Annotated in this window: 12 protein-coding genes; 9 read left to right on the forward strand and 3 right to left on the reverse strand. The window is 38.2% G+C overall.

Annotated features, from left to right (window positions below):
- The first annotated feature begins 1 nt into the window (after position 1).
- The 3 genes from L1068_RS12040 to L1068_RS12050 are packed head-to-tail and all read left to right on the forward strand — an operon-like array spanning position 2 to position 4,050.
- On the forward strand, positions 2-1,714 hold the full coding sequence (locus tag L1068_RS12040; protein WP_237130476.1) for a hypothetical protein: 1,713 nt from the start codon (positions 2-4) through the stop codon (positions 1,712-1,714).
- Positions 1,707-3,278 carry a glycosyltransferase gene (locus tag L1068_RS22150; RefSeq protein ID WP_237130477.1) on the forward strand — a complete coding sequence of 524 codons (1,572 nt, stop codon included), beginning with the start codon at positions 1,707-1,709 and terminating at the stop codon, positions 3,276-3,278. The genes L1068_RS12040 and L1068_RS22150 overlap by 8 nt, the downstream gene beginning before the upstream one ends.
- A gap of 1 nt (position 3,279) precedes the next feature.
- Positions 3,280-4,050 (forward strand): formyltransferase family protein, encoded by a 771-nt coding sequence (locus tag L1068_RS12050; protein ID WP_237130478.1) that lies wholly within the window; start codon positions 3,280-3,282, stop codon positions 4,048-4,050.
- 80 nt (positions 4,051-4,130) lie between these two features.
- Here L1068_RS12050 and L1068_RS12055 read toward each other — a convergent pair whose 3' ends face one another.
- The gene (locus L1068_RS12055; RefSeq protein ID WP_237130479.1) at positions 4,131-5,582 is read right to left on the reverse strand and encodes a tail fiber domain-containing protein; all 1,452 of its coding nucleotides are present in this window, start codon (positions 5,580-5,582) and stop codon (positions 4,131-4,133) included.
- Between the two features lie 10 nt (positions 5,583-5,592).
- On the reverse strand, positions 5,593-6,054 hold the full coding sequence (locus L1068_RS12060; RefSeq protein WP_237130480.1) for a hypothetical protein: 462 nt from the start codon (positions 6,052-6,054) through the stop codon (positions 5,593-5,595).
- Positions 6,055-6,292: 238 nt separating this feature from the next.
- On the opposite strand from L1068_RS12060, the gene L1068_RS12065 reads away from it, so the two are divergent.
- A complete protein-coding gene (locus tag L1068_RS12065) occupies positions 6,293-9,376 on the forward strand; it encodes a CRTAC1 family protein (protein ID WP_237130481.1) in 3,084 nt (1,027 codons plus the stop codon).
- Between the two features lie 3 nt (positions 9,377-9,379).
- Positions 9,380-11,575 carry a DUF255 domain-containing protein gene (locus L1068_RS12070; RefSeq protein WP_237130482.1) on the forward strand — a complete coding sequence of 732 codons (2,196 nt, stop codon included), beginning with the start codon at positions 9,380-9,382 and terminating at the stop codon, positions 11,573-11,575.
- Between the two features lie 49 nt (positions 11,576-11,624).
- Here the strand turns inward: L1068_RS12070 and L1068_RS12075 are convergent, their stop codons facing one another.
- The gene (locus tag L1068_RS12075) at positions 11,625-12,563 is read right to left on the reverse strand and encodes a hypothetical protein (protein WP_237130483.1); all 939 of its coding nucleotides are present in this window, start codon (positions 12,561-12,563) and stop codon (positions 11,625-11,627) included.
- Between the two features lie 145 nt (positions 12,564-12,708).
- Here L1068_RS12075 and L1068_RS12080 point away from each other — a divergent pair, with 145 nt between their 5' ends.
- From L1068_RS12080 to L1068_RS12095, 4 genes are read left to right on the forward strand one after another with little or no spacing between them, the layout of a single operon-like run.
- A complete protein-coding gene (locus L1068_RS12080; protein ID WP_237130484.1) occupies positions 12,709-20,022 on the forward strand; it encodes an Ig-like domain-containing protein in 7,314 nt (2,437 codons plus the stop codon).
- Between the two features lie 40 nt (positions 20,023-20,062).
- Complete coding sequence (locus L1068_RS12085) at positions 20,063-21,238, forward strand: glycosyltransferase (RefSeq protein ID WP_237130485.1); 1,176 nt, start codon at positions 20,063-20,065, stop codon at positions 21,236-21,238.
- Between the two features lie 36 nt (positions 21,239-21,274).
- The gene (locus L1068_RS12090; protein WP_237130486.1) at positions 21,275-21,973 is read left to right on the forward strand and encodes a glycosyltransferase family 2 protein; all 699 of its coding nucleotides are present in this window, start codon (positions 21,275-21,277) and stop codon (positions 21,971-21,973) included.
- Positions 21,974-22,336, forward strand: coding sequence for a DUF2304 domain-containing protein (locus tag L1068_RS12095; RefSeq protein WP_237130487.1), 363 nt, complete (start codon positions 21,974-21,976; stop codon positions 22,334-22,336).
- The last annotated feature ends 29 nt before the right edge of the window (positions 22,337-22,365 follow it).

A 22,365-nucleotide genomic window follows, 5' to 3' on the forward strand; every position in this document is an offset into this window, starting at 1 on the left:
TATGAAAAAAACTAAAAGAGTACTTTGGTTGCTTAACCACACAACACTGAGAGAGTGTGAAGTTCCATTATTATTAGATTACGATTTGGAAGTCTTTGTTCCTAAGAAATTTCCTCAAAACTCAGATAACCGCAGTGCAAGTGTCTCATTTGATTACGATAATACACTCAGTATCCCAAAAGCTGAATTAGAAGTACTTAACCAGTTTGACTTTTACACTTCCGAATTTACTCTGGAAATAAGGGAAATTATCAATAAGCATTTTGAAATTTGTATTTGTGCATATATGTTCCCAATGTTTGATAATATCGCCCGTTACTTTGAAGGTAAGATCCTGCTTCGAGCTTTTGGTTTAACAGATCCTGAATCATCATATTTTGATTTTGCAAATTGGATAACATTACCGGGGTTCAATAGGCGTATAGCTAATGTTTCTGAACGTTTTTGGTTTGCTGCTGGGTATAGTCATATATCAGAGCTAGAGCCTATTCAGTTTAAATCGAGGGCTTTATACTTGCCGTTAGGTTTGCCAAAATTTGTGCGAGAGAATGCAAATACATGGGGTGGGGGGGAAAAGCGAGTTTTATTTGTTTGCCCTGATATAAATACGTATGATGAAAATAAGCAAGCTTATTTAAAGTTTAAAGAATATTTTGGCCATCTTCCGCACATTATATGTGGCGCTCAAACAATACCTGTTGATGATCCAAATGTAGTGGGTAGGTTATCAACTGAGGATTATAAAGAAGTATATCGCACTAGTGCGGTAATGTTTTATCACAGTGAAATACCAACACATATTTATTACCACCCAATAGAGGCAATTTCATACGGCATGCCGGTCATTTATATGCAAAAAAGTATGCTTGGAGTATTTGCTGGTAAAAAAGAAATAGGTGCATGTGACACATTCAGTGAAGCTGTGAATAAGGTAGAAAAAGTGCTTGCTGATAACGTGGACTTTTCAACGAAAGTCAAAGAGTGTAATAAACCTTTTTTAAGATTTTTTTCAGAGGATTTTGTTAAGGCCACATGGGATGATAATTTTAGACCTTTGCTAAATACCCAAGTAAATAGAATACAGTCTTCTAGCAAAGTCGCTATATTGCCTATTGATAAATCACACAAGACAAATACAACAACTTTAGCGTTGCATAAAGTTATCAAAACGTTCGGAGAAAATGGGATCCTTGGTCATTTAAGCTCGGCAAATTCACCATTAATGTTGGCTGAGACACAGAAGTCTGGAAGACTTTTTCATTGGAAGGATATGGATCATGAACAACAAAGCGTAGCTCAGAGGCTTTCTGGTTACTCAAAGTATGGAACGGTTGAAGTTTATAATATTCCGTCCGATAATCGTTCTGACTTTATGGATTGTGAATTATGGTTCATTGTAGGATCAAAATTTAAAAAGCCTGTCGCGTCAATAAAACCATTTATCATGATCATCAGTGATAATATACAGTTCTCCGATGCCCAAGAGTTAGCTAATTATGAAAGGGTAATACTCCAAGATATGTTTAATAGAGCAGAGGGAGTATTCGTACTTAACGAGTCTTCAGTAATGCAAATAAAACAGAATTTTAACCTTTCAAAAGGCAAGTTGAAGGTTATTAACAGCCAATGGATAGGTGATTTTGGGCAGCCTAAAAGAATCAAAATTGATGCTCAACAGATAAGAAAAATACTAGGAGTATACGGTTGTGAATAAAGTGGGTATTTTTTTAGGCTACTCTTCAGAAACATCTATTAAGAAAGAGGGATTAGGTAGACTGTTAGCTTTCGTAATCAAAGGTATCCAAGCCGGTGAAAGTGAGTTAGTTATTGCATGCCCTCAATGGTTTCAAATTCATTTAGAAGAGTTATTAGAAGACCATAATATTCCACTCTCTAATATTGAGCTTTTAATGACGGAAGGGATTCCTCTTGCTGTTCGACTCAGAAGAAAGAAGTCATCAAAGCGCAAAAGTTTGTTTGACTATGTCGAAGGTTTTAAATCTAGCTTAATTACATTTGCAAAAAAAAGAGTATTAAAAGTAGCTGTTGCAAACAAAAGCTATAAATTGTTTCAACCTTTGATAGAACTTCTCTTGTTTTTTATAGGTTTATTAACTTTTGCTCTCTTATTTTTGCCAGTTTTCTTGCCGTATCTGATCTATCGCCTTTTACCCTTGAATATAAAAAATTTAATTACAATGCCTTACAGGATTGTAACAGGGTCGCTTTCAAGTATAAGAAATAACGTGTTAGCTATAGAGGGTTCTGAACTACTAATAGAATCTGAACTAGATGAGTTGATTTGCAAAATAAATACTAGAACCGATATTGGACAGTGGTTTGTTCCGACTTTGTTCTGGTCTGAAATCGGTAAAATCAATGCTCGCAAAATAGTCGTATCTCCAGATTTGGTCTTAAATGAAATGCCATCACATTTTGTATATCCATGGGTAGAAAATGTTGTTAGTAAGTTAGAAGCCGCGGCTTACTCGGCTGATAAATTAATAACTTATAGTGAGTATGTTAAAGAAAAGCATTTGGGGAAATTTTTGGGTATTGACCGCAAAAATGTCACGGTAATTAATCATGGCCGAGTATCATTAAAAGAATATTTACTTTTAGGAAACAAAAAACAAACTTTGGACGAAACTCGTAAAGTTGCACTCAGTATTCTAAGAGATTATTTTATCCAGCATCAAAATGTATTTTGGTCTTCGGTTGACTTTGAGCATATCAACTATATTTTTTACTCTTCACAATATAGGCCTTATAAAAATATTTTTGCACTCGTTCGTTGTGTTGAAAATATAAATAGAGAGCAGGGTATTAATTTAAAATTAGTGTTAACGTGCTCAATAGAGCATGCACCTGAGATCATAAACTTTATTTCTGAAAATAATATGCATTCAAAGGTGTTGATTGCTCATAATTTGTCTTCAAAAGAATTGGCTGCTTTTAATGCATTGGCTTCTTTGTCAGTCAATCCCTCATTATTTGAAGGGGGTATGCCTTTTACTTTTTGTGAAGCATATTCAGTGGGTACGCCCTCAATTATGGGCGACATACCTGTCACTAGGGAAATCCTTACTAAGCGCACCCCGCACTTGTTAGATTCGATGCTTTTTGATCCTTATTCTGATTATGACATGGTTAATAAGATTATTTGGGGGCTCGAGAATAAAGAGCAATTATTTAAAGAGCAAAGAGAGTTGTTCGATAAATTTCCTTCGTGGGATGAAGTTGCTGCTCGCTATATTGAAGAAATTTTAGGGGAATAAAATGGATCTTTTTAAACAGAATATATTAGTTGCAGGTTATGGCCTCCCTGCCGAGATGGCAATAAGTACACTTTTTTCCTTGGGTGTATTACCAGAGCAAATAAGTGTATTAACACATGAAAATGATAGTAGAAATAGTGGTCTGCATGCTTTGTGTGATTTACGTAATATTCGAAAGAATACTGAAAGTGCAAAGTCGGTAGATACATTGGAGTGGGTTAAAATACAACGCCCTGATATCATTTTAAGTATTCACTATCGAAATATTATACCTAAGGCCTTATTAGATTTAGCTTCTCTGGGAGGTGTTAATCTTCACCCTTCGCTATTACCGAAATATAAAGGCGCTCATTCTGTTTCATGGTCTCTTATCAATGAAGATGAATTTACAGGTTTCACTTATCATTACATGGATGAAACATTAGATACTGGAAACATTCTTTTTCAAGAGTCAATTAAAATTGAAGATTCAGATACTTCATTTAGTTTGTTTCATAAACAAATCTTACAGGCTTTACAAAAGTTACCTTTAGTCTTGCAAATGGTTTTAGGTGGCGATAAAGGATATGCGCAGGAAGGTGAGGGAAGCTATTTTAACCGAGATTTGCCATATGATGGAAAAATTAACCGAGAATGGAGTGAGTCTAAGATAGACCGATTTATTCGGGCAATGTTTTTTCCTCCATTTGCACCAGCCAAACTTGATTTAGATGGTGAAGAGTATTATTTTCGAACTATAACAGAGTATAAGTCTAAAACTAAAACTCTATAGATTTAACTAGGTCGCCAGAGATCCAGCGAACAAAGGTAAACGCAACGAGTTAACTTGTTGCGTTTACTCAATGCAATATTCTATTTTTTATTAATTAGGTTTTCGAGTTTTTCAATTGTTTCTTGTTGCTCTTTCACAACTTTTGTAAGAACTGCTAGTATATCCATTGAAGCCAGCCCTTTTCTATCTAAAGTTGCGACCAACTCGGGCACATCTTCAGCAATAAACCCAACATGCAGATCATTTGGTGAGCGCTTGTAATTAAATGTTACAGGGTTTAGTTCTTTAAGTGCTTTTATTGCTTGTTCTAGGGATAATGATGTGACGTCCTTTTTTAATGTACGGCTAGACGCATCAGTCCATACTCCGGCTGAAGATAAATAAGCTCCACTTGCAGTATTAATTAAGCGACCTGATGCATCAGATACTCCTGCAGCTACTCCCCCAATATGTACGTTTCCAGATTGGAAAAGCGTTAAAACTTCACTCGCACTGCCATTAAAAAATACAAATTTATCGTTATCTAAGCTATTTCTCGAGCTTTGAACCCATTTCTGCTGATTATTAGAACGGTACTCGATTTCGATAACATCAGAAGCATCTGAAGTAGCAAATACACTTCTGTTGTGTAAACCCGATCCAGACATAACACCAAATTGAACTTTTTGCCCAAGACGTTCAATGTCACTCGCATTAGTCGTGAGTTTTAGTTGCCCATTTGAAACTTTTATATCGCCATCGTTCTCTATAGTAAATTGTGAAACACCACCTGTAGTTTGAACATCAAACAATCCATTTGGCATGTAACTGTTATCTATGTTTACACCCACATTACTTGAAGGATCAATTAAAAACGCATGGTTATTACTATTCGACGAGTGAGCTACGTCAAACTGACCATCAGGTGAGGTCGTTTCAAAGCCAACATCACCATCAGAGGCTATGTAAATACTCGCATTGGAGGCACCTGGTTGGATTCTAAATGGAAGTGTACCGCTGTTCGTTGCATCACGCACAAAGAAGTTACTCTCATTACCTGCAACATCCCAAGTCTGAGCAGAAAAGCCCGATGAACCGTCTTGTTCTAAGCGAAGTGTTGGTGTGTTACCCTCTTTAATGTGTACATTCGCAATTGGAGCACTGGTACCAACACCTATGCGGCCAGCATCGTCAATATATAATGCGTTAGTTCTAGCGCCTGCTTCTACTGTAAATGGGGTTTTACCACCATCAATATCATCTATTGAGAATCGATTCGCCCCACCATTTGCAGAGTCATTTGCTGTGAGTTGCCAGTCATTTGATGGGAAAGCAGACGATGTGCTGGTATCTTGAAATTTAATTCGAACATTATTTTCTTTTAAGCGAATCGTATCAAAGCCAAAACTTTCACCATTGTTACAATCTAGGCCAACACATACACTGCCCTGAACAATCAAATTATCTAAAATTTGTTGGTCTGCCTGAGTCTGCAAACTCATTAATAGAGCTGTTGTCAGGGCACTTGTTTTAAATATATTTTTTGCGTTCATTATTAGTACCCTACTCTAAACCAAGCTTAAAGGTTGGTTTTTTCTCAGTTGCTTGTTGATGTGTTTTTACTGAAAAATTCTCGGTAGTAAACTTGCCACCAGTAACGTCTACTTTACTAATGTAGCCTCTCGCGTCTTCAGAACGACCATTGTTCATAGTGTCCTTGATTTCTTGCAGGTAAGTAACGGCTTGTATCTGATAATTAAAAGTGCCATCTACAGGCAAGTTCAAATCACCAATATCTAGTGACGGCGTGTCAGACTCAAATGATTTCGAGAAGTCACTCGGACCCGATACAGAGATTATGTATTTGTCGTAGTGTTTTACCGGAGTGAAGTCGATATGGCTCGTCGATTTTGTAATGGCAATATGCTCAGATTTAGATTTTTGAATTTTTATTATATCGGCATTAGCTAATGCGCTGCCACTGGCAAACACACAGGCCAACATTATGGTTACCTTGCTGGACATTGTTCGTTCCTCTACGTTCGGGTACAACCCTAGTAAACGTGTGCGTTAGTTACACTGTTAAACACGAGATTGCTATTCAGTAATAGTTATTTATTAGTTTAACAAATATTTACAATTGTGGAATAATAGTTTCTATAATTATTGGTCTGAACAGTTCATGTTCGACCCATTTGTTATCATTCATAATAGATGAACAAATTCTTAATTATCCCTTGCACATCGGTGGATACTAACGCGTATGTTTCTTTTAAAGCCTATTTATTTTTTTGCTATTGTTTGGGTGCTAATTCACTCTCAAGCTGTTTTGGCAAGTTCTAATAACTCCTTGAAAACGATTTTAAATGCCATTAATGAGCTCGAAAAAAAATCTGAGCCCAAATGTTATGCAACGGCTTCTCGTTTAGAGGACTTTATGTTTGGGACTCCACTAAGTGATAAGGCAAGATTTGCTAAAAACATGCTGCAAAAAGAGTATATTGAAATTCTATGGCAGCACGCACACGTTTTAGCTGAAGCTGAATCCGAGCAAGTCGTATTGAAAAGCCATATACTTGAAGCGCAAAAGCAGTTTTTTTTAGTGAATCAGGATAAAAATCAACACTGGCGCATCACGTTTTCTGGCGACAATAGTGTAACGTTACACAAAGATGATAAGCGTCAGTATGGAAGTATTGCTTATTCATTGAGGGCAGTCCTTGCCGTTCAACAAGATGCATTGCTCGATTTTGACAACCAACTACTGCCACTAACAGCTAAGGCTGTTGATGCAATGAAGAATAGCTTAGATTTTTACACGTTGGCAGCATTAAAAGTTGCAGACAACACTGCACGCATCAACAATCAAGCTGAAATTGAACTTGAAGTCATTAATTCGATTTGGCGTGAACTTGGTGTGAGAGAGAAGCCAGTTCAAAAACAAAATGGCTCTATTAAATACGCTAAGCGCTCACCTACATTACTTAATGCAATGGTTGAGAAAAAACTCAGTTCATATTCAGCTTACAATCAAGTTTCAAATCAAGTGTTTTTACGAAACCTACAGGTATATTTTGCTCGAACTTCTTGGCCAAGCAACAAATCTGATAGTGATGCAATAATTAATCTATACGCTGAGATAATAAGTGAGTTTGCAAGCGACCTCTATTTAGGCGCTCAGCAATTGGCGATGGAAAATAAACAAAGCTTAGTGCAAGAGAGTGATGTATATGAATTTGTTAATCAATTTATACCTCATAAAATTAATGAGTATGAAGATGCTTTGTTCTTCCCCAAGTTAGGTAATAAGGAAATGGTGTATATTGAGTCTTATGACATGGATGCATTTCGTGATGCTGGCGCACATTGGCATTACTTAAAAACAGCGATAAACAAGCCCGAGTTTGACTTATATATTGAACCAGACCCATTCGCAGCAGAGTTATTGACTGAAAATATTGCGCAATATGGTGTTTTACTATTACGAGAAGCAGGCTCAATTGCCAAACAAGATAATGCGGCCAATTTAAACGTTGCCCATTTATCTCGGGCAAAGCAGCTTATCATCGATAAAACTAAACAACATACTAACGCATTAGTATCTAATAATTATGAGCAACCATTAGCTTCTGCTGAACATAGTATTAAATCTGCAACGTTTTCTAATGTATCCAAACAAGCAAAATTTGATTATGAGCATCGCTCGTCAGATTGGTTAAATCGCCAACTTAGAACATTTTTACGTCGTGACAAGTCTACAGGTGTTATTACTATTCCTCCGGCATTCGGTGGCTCAGGGGTTGCTGCAGAAGATATAAACAATGACGGATTAATTGATATTTTTATATTAGGGGGGCGCGGCAACAAGCTGTTTTTGAACATGGGGGATGCTCAGTTTAATGATGTAACTGAACGCTACAAATTAAACTGGTCAAGAAAACAGGACAACCATCCAGGTGAAGCTCGTCAGCCGATAGTTGCCGATATTAATAACGATGGGTGGCAAGATATTATTGTTACTTACGTCAATGATACGCATCGCGTTTATCAAAATATCAAAGGGCAATATTTTAAAGATGTAACTGAAATCGCTCAACTGGGAGGGCAAGGTCTCGTCGGCGGTCCGGCTACCGTGTTTGATTATGATCGTGATGGCGATCTTGACTTATACATTACTTATTTTGGTAACTATATCACCGGCGATTTACCTACCTTAAAACGCCGTAATACCAATGGGAAACCCAATCAATTGTATGAAAATATTGGTAATTTCAGATTTAAAAATGTAACAAAAGGCTCTGGTTTAGACAATACAGGATGGGCTCAAGCAGTTGCGCACACCGATCTGAATAATGATGGTTGGCAAGACGTGATCGTTGGGAATGATTTTGGTGTTAATGGTTACTACATAAATCAAAAAAATGGCACATTCATCGATGTTTCCTCAAAAATTGGTACCGATAAGCCTTCATATACTATGGGAATTGGTATAGCGGACCTAAATCAAGATTCGTTACCTGATATATATATTTCAAATATCGTAACCATGAATAAAGATGAAACTTACGTCCTGCCAAATGAAGATACTCAAATGAAGTTCGATGCAGAGAAGCTTGCTCATATGCGAGTGATTGAAGCAAATGATCTGTTTATGTCCTCAAAAAGCGATGGCTTAAGTTATCAACCAAGTGAGCGTGTGGGGCGGGGGTACTCCTCAACGGGATGGTCTTGGGATGCTGACTTTTTTGATTATGATCTTGATGGAGATGATGATTTATATGTTCTAAATGGAATGAATGAGTTCAATTTATACAGTAGTAAAAACCCTTACTTTGAGGATCAACACGGAAACAAGCAAAAAGCACTTCTTCCTGTTAGCGAGAAAGAATTAAATATTTTCTTTGAGAATAAAGATGGGCACTTACAAACAATGGATAGTTCGCTAGGTTTAAATTTATTGAGTAACTCTCGAAGCGCCAGTTATTTTGACCTTGAAAATGATGGTGACTTGGATATCGTTTTAAACAATTACCATGAACCAGCAGCATTGTTTCAAAATAATTTAAAGACGAGCAGTGGCTGGTTAAAAGTTGAACTGTTAGGCGCTCCCCAAAAAAATGTAACGAAAGACGCTATTGGAGCTCGAATCTACCTAACACTTCCTAATGGACATAATATTTGGCGCGAGGTGCGAAGTACGGACGGATATATGTCAGTACATCCTAAAGTGCAGCACTTTGGTCTGGGCAATGCAAAATCGGTTAAACTTAAAGTCGTGTGGCCTAACGGCGAAACAAGCACTATTGAAAATGTAAAACCCAATCAATTGAAAGTAATAGAGCTTTAAACCGTGAATTATTTTAAATACGTAATTTTAGCTTTTTACCTAGTGTTTAGTTTTGCACTTAACGCAATAGTAATGCCTCCAATTAATGTAAACATAAATAACGTAGAGTTTACAAATTGGCTTGATCAATACAAAGAAAAGGCTACTGTCATTGATGAGTTGTTGTATTCCGCAGGGATAGAAAAACCAAGGCAAGTTTATTTGAATGGACTGGTGGTTGAAGCCTCCCCCTATCTACTTCGACACGCTGTCAACCCGATAAATTGGCAAGCGTGGAGTGACAAAGCACTTAATAATGCGAAACAAAAAAATAAACTAATTTTTTTATCAATAGGTTATTCAACATGTCACTGGTGCCATGTGATGGAAAAAGAAAGTTTTGTCGATATTGAAGTTGCTGAATTTCTTAATCAAAACTTTATTAACCTAAAGGTAGATAGAGAATTACAGCCTGCTGTTGACGCATATTTTACAGAGGTACTTACAACGGTTAAAGGCAGTGCCGGGTGGCCGATAACTGCTATTTTAACACCTGATGCTAAGCCAATTTGGATTGATTCATACGTATCTAAATCCGACTTATTAAAGATTAGCGCCCGCTTAGTTACTATTTGGGAAAAAAGTCCAAAGCGCCTGGAGCAAGTGGCTACAAATATTACCCAACAAGTTACGGCACCTAGTAGCGATAATAATGCAAAGTGGTCGCTCGAACGCGTTACTCAAAATATATCAGACACATTAAATCAGTTAGATGTTGATTTTGGAGGATTACCAGGTGCTCCTAAGTTTCCTAGTGAGGCTTTATTGTTACTAAGCCTAGAGCAATACAAGATAAATCCATCCAATGAATTAAAGAAAAAGTTGGTTGTGTGGTTAGATAATTTAAGTCAAAAAGGCATTCGTGATCATGTTCATGGTGGGTTTCACAGGTATGCAACTGATGCCTTTTGGCAGTTGCCACACTATGAAAAAATGCTTTATAACCAAGCGCTTTTAATTCAAGTTTTTGCACGTGCTAGTCATTTGTTGGAACGACCTGATTATCTTGATGTTGCCATAGATACCTTAGCATTTGCTACGCACGTAATGCGTTCTCCTGAAGGTGGTTACTATAGCGCAATTGATGCCGACTATCAGAATCAAGAAGGGGGTTATTATCTGTTTAGCAGGCAAGATAAAGCACTTTTAAGTAAAGAAATAAAAGATGCCTTCTTATGGTATCAATTTAAAGACAAAGAGTTATTTGCACCATACTTACGTAACTCTGATTTACCGCCTATTGCACGTAATACACTGAGGGAAAGTAGAGAAAGTCTTCCTCTACCACATATCGATAAAAAAATATTGCTGTCTTGGAATGCACTTTTTGTTGATGCATTGATTGAATTGTATTTTGTTACCTCTGAACATAATTATTTAAAGTCAGCAGAGCAATTAATAGAATACCTTGAGGATAATCTTATTGTGCAAGGTACATTAAAACGAGCCGTTTATCTTGATACAGCTGGGGGAGATGCAGCACTCGAAGACTATACATATTTGGCGCAGGTGTATGACAGAATGTACATCGCGACATTTAATAATGAATGGCGTAATAAAGCAAAGAGCTTGCTTCATAATATTATTGGTGATCAAAAGTTAAATAAAAAGATTCTAAATGTAAATGATGGCGAATTAATATCAGTCGATGCTCTATTTTTGTCACTTTCGGAGCGTTACCGATATTCTGATAGTGTAATAGCTAGTGCTTATAGAAAGCGCAAAAAAGACGTTCAAAAAGCGTATCTACGCGCTCCGATCTCTGCATTTAGTGTTGCAAAAGTGTTTTCGAGCGCAGTTCACCCAGTTGGCAGGGCATCATTTGCTCAGGGAAACGGTATGATATCAATTGAAGGGTTGCCTGATACCACGCCATATTTAACAATAGAGCTAAAGCCTGGATGGCATATCAACTCAAACTCGCCAAATCAAGCATCGCTATTAGCAACTTCAATATCTATTGACGGAAGTGCTATTGATAGTAGTTTTTATCCCCAACCAATAGAGAAAAAACTAGGATTTAGTGAACAGCCTTTAAGCTTATTTGATGAAAAAATAAAAGTTAGGTTACCAAGTTATGGCAGCTGGCTAACGCTGGAACTGCAGGCCTGTAGTGATCAGGTTTGTTTATTACCTGAGTCTTTTACATTTAAATTGTAAGTATGTACGGCATAAATTATCACTATGCCGTACAGCACGTTAAATAGGGCTATTTAAATTTAAACTGTTCAATGAGTTGTTCTAATTCTTGTATAAACTCAACCCGTTCTGGCTTCTTGCTGAGGGCTTGAACGACTAGAAATTTATTTTTTTGAAATGATGTAATTTGATAAACCCAAGATTGATTGCTTTGATGCAAAGCATAGGCTTGGGTCGCGAGCGCAGGGATTGAATCTATCTTTATCTGATTATTGGATATAATTTCAGGATCCGAAATACTATTACTATTTGATAAAAAGTGATTACTTAGTTGCTCGATATTATCTATCGGTTTGGCTAGTTTTCCGTGACTAACAACAACTGTGGCACCTTTAATTTTATTTGAAATAAACACAACAGAGTTTAAATTTCTCTGAACAAGTTTGAACCCACTCGTATCTTTGAAGTAAAAAGGCAAGCCTGTGTATAAACGAGACGAATTATCGGTTTCTACTGCGGTGCTAAATAAGCTTTTCTTTATCGCAGCCTTGTGATTCATTGAAGACCCTTCAGGATAACTTGCCTCAATTTTAATACTCGACAACTTATCGCCTGCAATTAACCACAACTTTTCATAATAGGTGCCAGAAATTACCTGTTTAAATGTCAATAATGAACACTTTGCATCATTTACTTCTACGATTTCTGATTTCATTAGTTGTAGCTGATTTTTAAGAAAGTTCTCAGGTGTTAACTGCGTTAGATATGTTTGATAGGGAATTTCCACTTCACTAATCTTTATACGCGAAAAAGATTCGGGTTGTATAAAACCATAATGCTCTTGCGTTAACTTGAACCCTTGTGGTACTGAAAGTCGGACTTCGATACCTTGGTTTAGGCGGAAAGTCTGTGCAATTTCTTGGTTCTTATTCTGGTCAGATGTGCTTGAACATGCAGTCAATAACACAAAATATAGAGCCAGAGACAGCGTAATTAAAGGCTTTTTCATCAGATACTTTTTTCTGTAATACTTTATTACTTAGATTAACAAAAATTAATCTTTGTGAATAGATTGTGGTGCTGCTGGCTCTATACTAAAATTACTGTTTATTTTTCCCCAATAAACAGAGCAGTGTTCTCCTGAGCGTAGCGTAATGATAAATATAAATAAAAAACTTTCGTGGTTGTTTGGGGGGGCGTTGATAAGCGCAGCCTGCAACAGCTATGCAGCATCTTCAGTTACTCCAGTTTTTTCAACTGATACTATAGGCCCAGGTGCTAGTAGTCCGTTAGTTATGACTCTAAACAATGGAAGTGGCACAAGTGATAGAAATATATCATTTACAGCGCCTTTGCCTGCAGGAGTTACTATTTCTGATCCAGTAATAGCCTCTAGCGATTGCGGTATTGACTCTCAGGTAACCGCTACTGCCGGGGGGACAAGTTTTAGTTTGTCAAATGGTTCTCTAGCTACAGGTAGTGTATGTTCTGTTACCGTTTGGACAACAAGTTCAACACCCGGTACTCACACTTTTACAATGCCATCAATCACCATTGGAAGTGATACGACATCATCAGCTAATGATGATTTAGTTGTAAATACATCTCGACCTGGAGTGTCTTTTTCATTTGCATCAGGAACTGCTGTTGTAGGAGAAAATATTAGAGCAACACTGACATTTGATAACTCTTTAAATGGTTCATTAGCGAGCTCTTTAACCGCAAGCTTTGCACTGCCTGACGGGCTGGAAATATCAGATTTTCCTGACACAACCAATACTTGTGATGCTAATGTTTTCACAGGCGGCAGTGTTGGTGCACCTGGAGATAGCACCTTCTCACTGTCATTTGGAGGGGGGCTTGACGTCGCCGCTGTTGATGCTGGGGCAACATGCAGCGTTAGTCAAAATTTAAAAGCTAAGAAGCCCGTAAGTGGTACAGTTGCGTCATCTCTAATTAATTATCAAATGGGAGCTTTAGGTTACGCTGCTGATGATATTGTAATAAGTCAACCAGCTTTGATTATGGATGTGCTGTCGCCAGTTTCTCCTGGGCAAAGTACTCAGCTGCAATTTACGATAACAAACTTTGAGCGCTCGTCTTCAGCATCTGATATTGATTTTTCGGTGGATTTAGATGCGCTTACGCCAAGTTCAATTGCAGGGATTAGTTGGACATCTTCTGCAGTGAATAATGTATGCGGCAATGGCGATTTGTCAGGAAGTGGCAGTTCACTTATTACTTTTTCCAATGGCTCGTTAGGTGCGGAACAGAGTTGTACATTTAGCGTTGATGTAAATGTACCACTGGGTACAACTCCTGGATCATATAAAGTTAATTCAAGTACCGTACTAATCGACAGCGTATCTAAAGGCACGGCTACAACTGATCTTGTTGTTGTTGGAGCTCCTACAGCCGCGTTACGTTTTACTCAAAGTGGCGATAGTGTCTCTAGCGTTGCTGCTGGTAGCACCGTAGGTGTGGAATTCACTTTTTCCGATACTAGTAACTCGTCAGTAACTGACCTTCAGGCTTTGCTTGAGTTAACTGGTGGGCTGCCATTCCCTATAAGTGCTGCACTTCCGCCTACGCCCAACCCTCCATGTGGAGCAGGCTCTTCATTATCACTGGTATTTATTGATTCTGACAGGCAAGGGTTGCAGTTGACAGGTGGTAATTTAGCAGCAAACGGGTCCTGTACATTTACAGCGGACGTTACGATACCATCTGGACTAGAGACGAGTGTGTTAAACTATACAATGACGTCCGCCTCGGCTACGGTAAATGCGCAAACAGTTAACCCAAAACTCCCCAGTTTTTCAATTACTGTAGTGGGTGCTCCAAGCTTAAAAGTAGATATGCCAAAAGGCGTATTAGGTGGGGATTCAGCAAATGCAGTATTCACTTTATCGCACCGAGATATTAGTCCTGCAGCTGCATCTAACATTGGCTTTACACTTGACTTAAATAGCGTTCTATCTGGTTTAACAGCTTCTAACCTTCCATTGTCAGGTGTATGTGGCTCTGGTTCTAGTTTAACTGGGTCGGCAGGGGACAGTTTTGTCACTCTTACCGGAGCGAGTTTATCGCCAGACTCGAGTTGTAATTTTAACCTCGCGCTTAATATACCAAACGGTGTTACACCTGGTGAGTTTAACGCTACTACTTCTAATGTGACAGCGACCGTTGATGGGTTGAATGTTACTGGTAAATCAGCATCTAGTGATTTAGTGGTGGCTGGTCTTGAAGGAACTCTAGAGTTTCTAAGTTCCGCGATTCCAGGCAGCACAGTTACTGCAAGATATTCATTTAATAATGTAGGGCCTACAGATGCTACTTCAATAGTTTTTACTCATAACTTATCAGAACTTATATCAGGAACAGTCTATACTGGCGGCGATTTGAGTAATGTTTGCGGTTCTGGTTCGGCCCTAACTGGAACAACATTATTGATATTGACCGGTGGCAACCTTCAATCAGGTCAGAATTGCAGTTTTGACCTTGAAATAACGATTCCTGGAGGAGCCGCTTTAGGCAGCTATAACGCAATAACAAGCTCTGTAACATACAGCGTAGGGTCAAGTGTTTCAATTGATGCATTGGTTGCGCAATTGAAAGTAGATGTACCTCTCGAGGTAACAGCTAAATTCACGTCAGATTTTGTTAACGACAACAGCGCTGCGACACTCGAATATACTTTAATGAATTCAGGATCACAGCCTATTACGAATATAGCTTTCACTGAGGATTTCAACAGTGCTTTATCAGGCTCGAGTGCGAACATTGGCTCTGCAACTCAATGTGGAGGCTCTCTATCGGGGAGCTCAACTTTATCATTCAGTGGTGGTAGCTTAGCTGTAGGAGCATCTTGTACATTGACTGTTGGAGTTGATATGCCCAATGTGAACAGTCAAACCATTTTTTCATCATCTACCTCGTCAATTACCGGTACGAGTAACTCTATTGCATTCTCTGTTGATCCGGTTTCCACAACTATAAAGGTAATAGATAGCGCACAGGATATTGTTACAACAATTGGTGTACCAAGTTTGACGTTAACCAATACAGGCCCTGTTTCATTCCCAATTACATTTACCAACGCTGAAGAAGTTAATCTAACTGTGAGTGATGTGCTACTTACAACAACGGGTACAGCGAGCGCCTCTGTTTCAGTTAATAATGGTACAACTACAACTCCTGAAATAGTCTTGTCAAATATCTCAGGAGATGGCACGTTAGCTTTTTCGATAAAAGCGAGCGTGGCAAGAAACAGTGCAGGTAGCTCAATAGCGAGTTTGTCTTCGCAATCAATTAATGTGGATAATGTAAAGCCCATTATCACGATGACTTCAAGTCAAAATGGTAATACCTTGAATAACTCATTGCCATTTGTTGTAACGATTGATTTTGCTACTGATCTTGACACGTTGAGTGTCAGTAAAAGTGATTTAACATTGGTAAACGCAAGTGTATCTGATTTTTCTGTAACTGATGGAAACAGTGCGAATATCACTTTTAATGCGCTTGCAGATGGACCAGTTAGCATAACCTTACCGGCTAACCAAGTTAGAGATAGTGCGGGCAATGGTAATGACGTTCAAACGGTGAACTTTATCTCCGACAATACAAAACCAGTAGTGACTATCAGTACGAATAAAGTAGCTAACAAAGGCTCATTCTCGGCAAGCATTAATTTTTCAGAAGTGGTAACGGGCTTCGACGTGAACGACATTGTTGTCGGAAACGCTGCGTTATCTGGTTTCAGTGGTTCAGGTAGCGACTATTCCGTTACAGTGACTCCAGGGGTTGAGGGAACGGTTACACTGGATGTTGCAGAAAATGTTGCCACGGATAATGCAAATAATGGCAATTTGGCGTCCAGTCAGTTAAGTGTTGAATATGACATAACTTTGCCAACTGTTGTTATTACGGCCCCTAGCACTACTCAAACTAACAGTTTCTCTATTTCAGTTGCTTTTAGTGAAATAGTTTTAGATTTCGACATTGGGGACGTTAACGCAACTAATGCGGTTCTCAGCAACTTTACCGATAATGGCTCTGGTAGCTATTCAATAGATGTAACACCGTCATCTGATGGTATCGTTTTAATTGATATTTTGGCTGGCGTTGCTTCGGATGCGGCCGGGAATAATAATACTGCAGCTGAACAAAAGAGTGTCTCTTTTGATGGTTCAAGACCAACTGTTGCTATTAGTGGTCCAGCTCAAGTCGGCGGAGCCAAGTTTGATATTCAAATAGCTTTCTCGGAACCGGTAACTGGTTTTGAAAGCTCAGACATTTCTGTTTCAAATGCTAGTGTTGTTTCACTTGATGGTTCTGGGAGTAATTATACAGCGACAATTGCACCCTCAACAGGTAATTCAGTCACAATCTCAATACCTGAAAACAGCGCATTAGACAGTAATGGCAATGCTAATCAAGCTTCTAATCAGCTAGACATAGCGATAGATGACACTAAGGTCAGAGTTACAATAAATGCTCCAGAGAAAGCAAAATCAACGTTTACGACTACAATTGACTTTACTAATAGTGTGACAGGATTCGATATCTCTGACATCCAGGTTGTAAACGGGCAATTGAGTAATTTTGTAGCACTTTCAGGGTCGAGTTATAGTGTAGATGTTACAGGTTCACAATCTCTTCAAATCAAACTATTTATTCCTGAAGATGTTGCTCTAGATCAGCTAGGAAATGGTAATGTAGAGTCATTAGAGGTTTTAGTTTCTTACGATAGCTTAGCTCCAAAAGTAGAGAGTCTAATTCCTGTGAATAATAGTGACTCAATTCCTGTAACGACTTCGTTCAGTATTGATTTTGACGAATCGATTGAACTAGGGTCTGGGAAAATCAAGCTAATTGATATTGATAATGGTGACACTGTAGAAGCGTCTCAAAGAACAATATTAGGAAACACAATTGAGTTTTCATTTGGTGTCGACTTAAAAGTAGAGGCGCGATACCAAGTGCTTGTTGAGCAGGGAGCCGTTCAAGATACTATTGGAAATACAGCACTAGAAATTACAAATTGGTTTTTCACCACTAGCAATACCGCCCCACTAGCAAATGACGATTCAGTAATTGTTAATGAAGATTCAGTGGCAACGATTAATGTGGTGGAAAATGATACTGACGCGGAGGGAGAATTAGATCTTTCCTCTATTGAGTTGAATCAGCCTCGCAATGGTTCTGCAGTAGTTAATAATTCTGGGGGGGTAATCTACACTCCAAATTCAAATTATTTTGGAAATGATAGTTTTAGTTATTCAATTGCTGATAAGGCTGGCTTGCGCTCCAATTTAGCTGAGGTTGTGATTACTGTAGAGAATGTTAACGATGCCCCTAAATTTGATTCTCAACCAAATACGGTCGCTGTAGGTGAAGAACTCTATAGTTATGATGTGAAAATATCGGATATCGATAGTGAATCTACTTCTGTAAGGGCTTTGACTAAACCAGATTGGATTGAACTCAATGGCACTAAACTTACTGGAACTCCATCAAGTGAGTTGATTGGTCAATCAATTCCTATCGTTTTGGAGGCATCTGATGGTGAATTAACACAGCAGCAAGCGTTCTCGGTCGAAGTGATCGCATTTGATAATTCCAATTTGATTGTTAGTCAGGAAATAAGCGTATCACCTATTTTAGTTGGGGATGCATTCTTACTGACATTAGAAATTGCGAATAATTCGTCTCAAAGTATTTCTATTGATGCATTGTCTATAGATATTGAAGGTGTGACTATTGAACAGGTGACTAATGAATGTTCAGTGTCAGACGCTTCTATTAATTGTCAGATTCCGCAATCATTAGAACCTAATGCTAAGGAAATTGTGCTGGTGACACTATCTGCAAATTCGGCCGGCGAATTTGTATCAACAGCGACACTAGATTTTAATAGCGGGTACACGAAAAACAATAAATTAGCGAAGGCAATTACGGAGTCTAAATCAGATGAGGTTGGGGCTTCGATAGATATTACCGATGTAAATAGTTTTGCTTTGGGTGATATGAATAATGATGATCTGATTGATATTATTTATGCAGGTAACAAAACTAGTTCTATATATCTCAACCAGGGCGCAGGGCAATATATATTAGGTGCCAATGTTTTAAGTTCTGAAAATGTTTTAGATGTTGAAATATCGGACTTAGATGGTGATGGTAACAATGATATTATTTTTGCAACCGAATCTGAATATGGCTCAGGAGTTTGGTTTAACTCTGGAGACCTAAGCACCGCATCAATACAAATACTCTCAAAATTACCTAGTAAAGCTGTGTTTGTATTTGATGTTACAGGTGATGAAGTTGAAGATGTTGTCTTCCTTGACAATTCTCAGCCAGGGTTCAGTATATTCGCTCAACCATTTGAGTCGCTAATTCAATCTACAAATCGATCTGTACAATTTACGTTAGGTGATCAAGTTCAAGTCAATGATTTGACTAGTGCTGATTTAAATGGTGACGGCCTAGAGGATATGATCTTAGCAATTTCAGAGGCACCTCTAGAGCTTTGGATTCAAACTGAAGTAGGCGAGTTCGAAAAACAGCAGACTTCAATTTCTAATGTCCAACGTGTCTTAACTGCTGAGCTATTAGAGAGCGGTATTCTCAACATAGTCACATTGTCCCAAGATGGTGTTCGAGTACTTAATAATTCAGGTACAGAAATAGAGTCCCTATCGAGTATTGAGTATATCGATATTAGCATTGATAATTTACTTGGTGATGAGGCAAGCGAAATCTTACTTCTAGCCGAAAATGGTGATATTACTTACCTAGAGCGTATGGAAAATGGTTATAAGTTGTCACCGACTGTATTCACTAGTGAAGGTGCAAGCAAATTTAAAGTTGCTGATGTAGATTCAGATGACGACTTAGATATTGTAAGTATCTCTAAAGATGGAAGAAGTCATATTCGTTATAATCAGGGTAGCGGGCGATTTGGTCTGCAGACGACCGACTTAAATCTTACAACAAGTAACTCTTCATTAAATGCTATTGAAGGAAATAGCGAAGAAATTTCAATTGTTATTTCAAATAACGGCTTGTCTCAAGCAGAGATGTTTGAATTAAACATAGCGGCTATTGGCAATACGGTTTCAATTATAAATTCGGGTATTGTTACCTGTGAGGAGAACTCAACAGGTCATTTGTGTAAGGGCAATGAGCCTCTTACTAAAGGTGAAAGCGCCAATATTCAAGTTACCGTGATGTTTAATCAAGTTGGTGACGGCTCTATAAATCTATCTGTAACAAGTAATCGAGTAGATGATAATTCTGAGGATAATCTGGTTGAAATTTCGACTAAAACCACAGCGAAACCAATCATTATCGAGCCGCCGAAGAAAAAGTCCTCAGGCACTATACTCTGGCTATTACTTTTTACAGCTATAATTTTATTGCTCCAAGCTAGAACTAAAGTAACTAGAAAGAACACATAGTAAGATATACACTGCTCTTTGTTTTTTAGGAGGGCGGTTTTTGAAAGTATTACATATAGGGAAGTATTACTTCCCTTTTTTTGGAGGTATCGAAAAAGTTAATCAAGATTTAGTTGAAAATCATGTTTATCGTGAAACGGTAACTCCTTTCGTGCTAGCGCACCACGATACAATAGGGATGGCGAGTGAATTTAGTACTATTAATCAAGTTCAAGTGCTAAAAGTTAAGCTAAATGGGGTTGTGGCTTATGCGCCGATTGCCTCTTCCTTTTTACAGCAGCTTAATAAAGTGATCGATGATTTTCAGCCTGACCTAATTCATATCCATATGCCTAATCTATCGGCATTTGCATGTTTGTTCTCAAAAAAAACGCGGAAAATCCCTTGGGTAGTGCATTGGCATTCTGATGTGATAGGTGCAGTACCTGATCTGAAAATAAAGCTACTTTATCCGTTTTACCGAGTATTAGAAAAGCGCTTGTTGACGATTGCACGTAAAATCTTAGTTACGTCACCTCCTTACTTGGCGCATAGCGTAGGGTTAAACGCGTTTAAAGATAAATGTTGTGTAATTCCTATTGGTATTCGAAATTCGACTGTAGCGCCGTCTTGTGCGCAAACGATTAATCAATTGAATTTATTAATGATTGGTAGATTAACTTACTATAAAGGGCATTCATTACTGCTTAAAGCCATAGCTAAGTTATCTGTCGAAGTTAGTGTTAACTTATCTGTTATCGGTGATGGTGAGTTGAAACAAGAGCTGATAGAACAGTCAGCAGCGCTTGGGTTGCAGTCGCGTGTAAACTTTTTAGGGCGGGTTTCAGATAGTGAAATAGCTACTCAATTAGCTAATACAGACTTGTTGTGCTTACCGTCAATCGAAAAAACAGAAGCCTTTGGGGTGGTGTTATTAGAAGCTGCAATGCATAGCAAGCCCGCGCTAGTAACCGATGTTGAAGGGAGTGGTATGTCTTGGGTCGTACAAGATGGGCTTACAGGATACGTAGTAAAAAATAATAGTGTTGATGCCTTGTATGAAAAGCTAATTGAAATCTATAACAATAAAGCTAACTTATTGGCCTTAGGGGTTAATGCAAAGCGTAGGTTTGATGAGGTGTTTAACTTAGATCAGGTTGCTGCGCAAACAACTCAAGTATATAAACAGATTATTACCGATAAAGCTATGCTAGATAACGAATATCATTTAGACTAGAGCTTTTGTTAGAATATTAAAGTCAGTTGCAACGAAATGTTGATTGTTATCCCAGCACATAACGAAGAAGCGACAATTCAAGATGTCATTCATGATTTGTTGATGCATGGGTACAGAGATATTGTTGTGGTTGACGATGCCAGTACCGATAACACAGCACAGTTAGCAAAACAGTCGGGGGCGAAAGTATTGAGCATGCCCTACAACTTAGGGGCGTGGAAAGCAACGCAAACCGGTGTGCGTTATGCGTATGAAAATAACTATTCTCATTTAGTTACTTTTGACGCCGACAAGCAGCATTTAGCCTCTCAAATTCAGCATCTAATCGACAATCAAAAAATGACCAACGCTAATTTAGTGATAGGTTCGTGTCCATCGCGGGGTTCGCTGTCTCGTCGTATTGCTTGGAAATTTTTCCGCGGTTTGTCTGGTGTTAAAGTGAATGATTTAACCTCAGGTTTTCGTTTGTATGACCACCAGGCGATTAGTGTATTAAGTAAAAAAGAAGCGTCTTTGCTTGAATATCAAGATGTTGGGGTGCTATTGATGCTTAAAACATTTCATATCGAAAAATCTGAAGTCAATGTTGAAATGCAGCGACGTGAGTCAGGAATTTCTCGTATTTTTTATTCTTGGTGGGCGGTAATTTATTATATGGGTTATACCACTATGTTGTGTTTAAGCAAAATAGCTAAAAAAGCGCACTTATTATCTGACGAGATTGAAAAAGTTTAAATGGAAATTTATCAGTTTTTTACGGCATCCTTAGCTGTTGTTTTTTTTATATTTGTTATTTTATTAATTCGCCGTGATTCCATTCTTATGGGCGCTGCTTTTCGCTGGCTTATTCTGGCTATATCCATTTTAGTGTTAGGTGTTTTCCCGCAAGTGGCAGATATTGCCGCTGGTTGGGTTGGCATTGCTTACTCACCAATTTTACCGGTTATTCTCGCGTGTTTACTGTTAATGTTAAAAGCGCTAATAGCAGATATTGAGCGTGCAAAAACGCAAGTTAAAATGGACAGGATCGCGCAAAAACTCGCGATGGTTGAAATGGAACTTGAGCAGTTAAAGCAAAATAAGCGCACTGAACCATAGTATTTGTCGATAATTGCGGACTAAGGTTT

Origin of the sequence: Pseudoalteromonas sp. MMG024 (assembly GCF_021654175.1) — a bacterium.
GTDB lineage: Bacteria > Pseudomonadota > Gammaproteobacteria > Enterobacterales > Alteromonadaceae > Pseudoalteromonas.

Bases quoted from the DNA above. Each gene is read 5' to 3' on its own strand.
- L1068_RS12095 (WP_237130487.1), top strand. From the start codon at position 21,974: ATGGAAATTTATCAGTTTTTTACGGCATCCTTAGCTGTTGTTTTTTTT.
- L1068_RS12050 (WP_237130478.1), top strand. From the start codon at position 3,280: ATGGATCTTTTTAAACAGAATATATTAGTTGCAGGTTATGGCCTCCCT.
- L1068_RS12055 (WP_237130479.1), bottom strand. From the start codon at position 5,582: ATGAACGCAAAAAATATATTTAAAACAAGTGCCCTGACAACAGCTCTA.
- L1068_RS12075 (WP_237130483.1), bottom strand. From the start codon at position 12,563: ATGAAAAAGCCTTTAATTACGCTGTCTCTGGCTCTATATTTTGTGTTA.
- L1068_RS12040 (WP_237130476.1), top strand. From the start codon at position 2: ATGAAAAAAACTAAAAGAGTACTTTGGTTGCTTAACCACACAACACTG.
- L1068_RS12065 (WP_237130481.1), top strand. From the start codon at position 6,293: ATGTTTCTTTTAAAGCCTATTTATTTTTTTGCTATTGTTTGGGTGCTA.
- L1068_RS12060 (WP_237130480.1), bottom strand. From the start codon at position 6,054: ATGTCCAGCAAGGTAACCATAATGTTGGCCTGTGTGTTTGCCAGTGGC.
- L1068_RS12090 (WP_237130486.1), top strand. From the start codon at position 21,275: ATGTTGATTGTTATCCCAGCACATAACGAAGAAGCGACAATTCAAGAT.
- L1068_RS12080 (WP_237130484.1), top strand. From the start codon at position 12,709: ATGATAAATATAAATAAAAAACTTTCGTGGTTGTTTGGGGGGGCGTTG.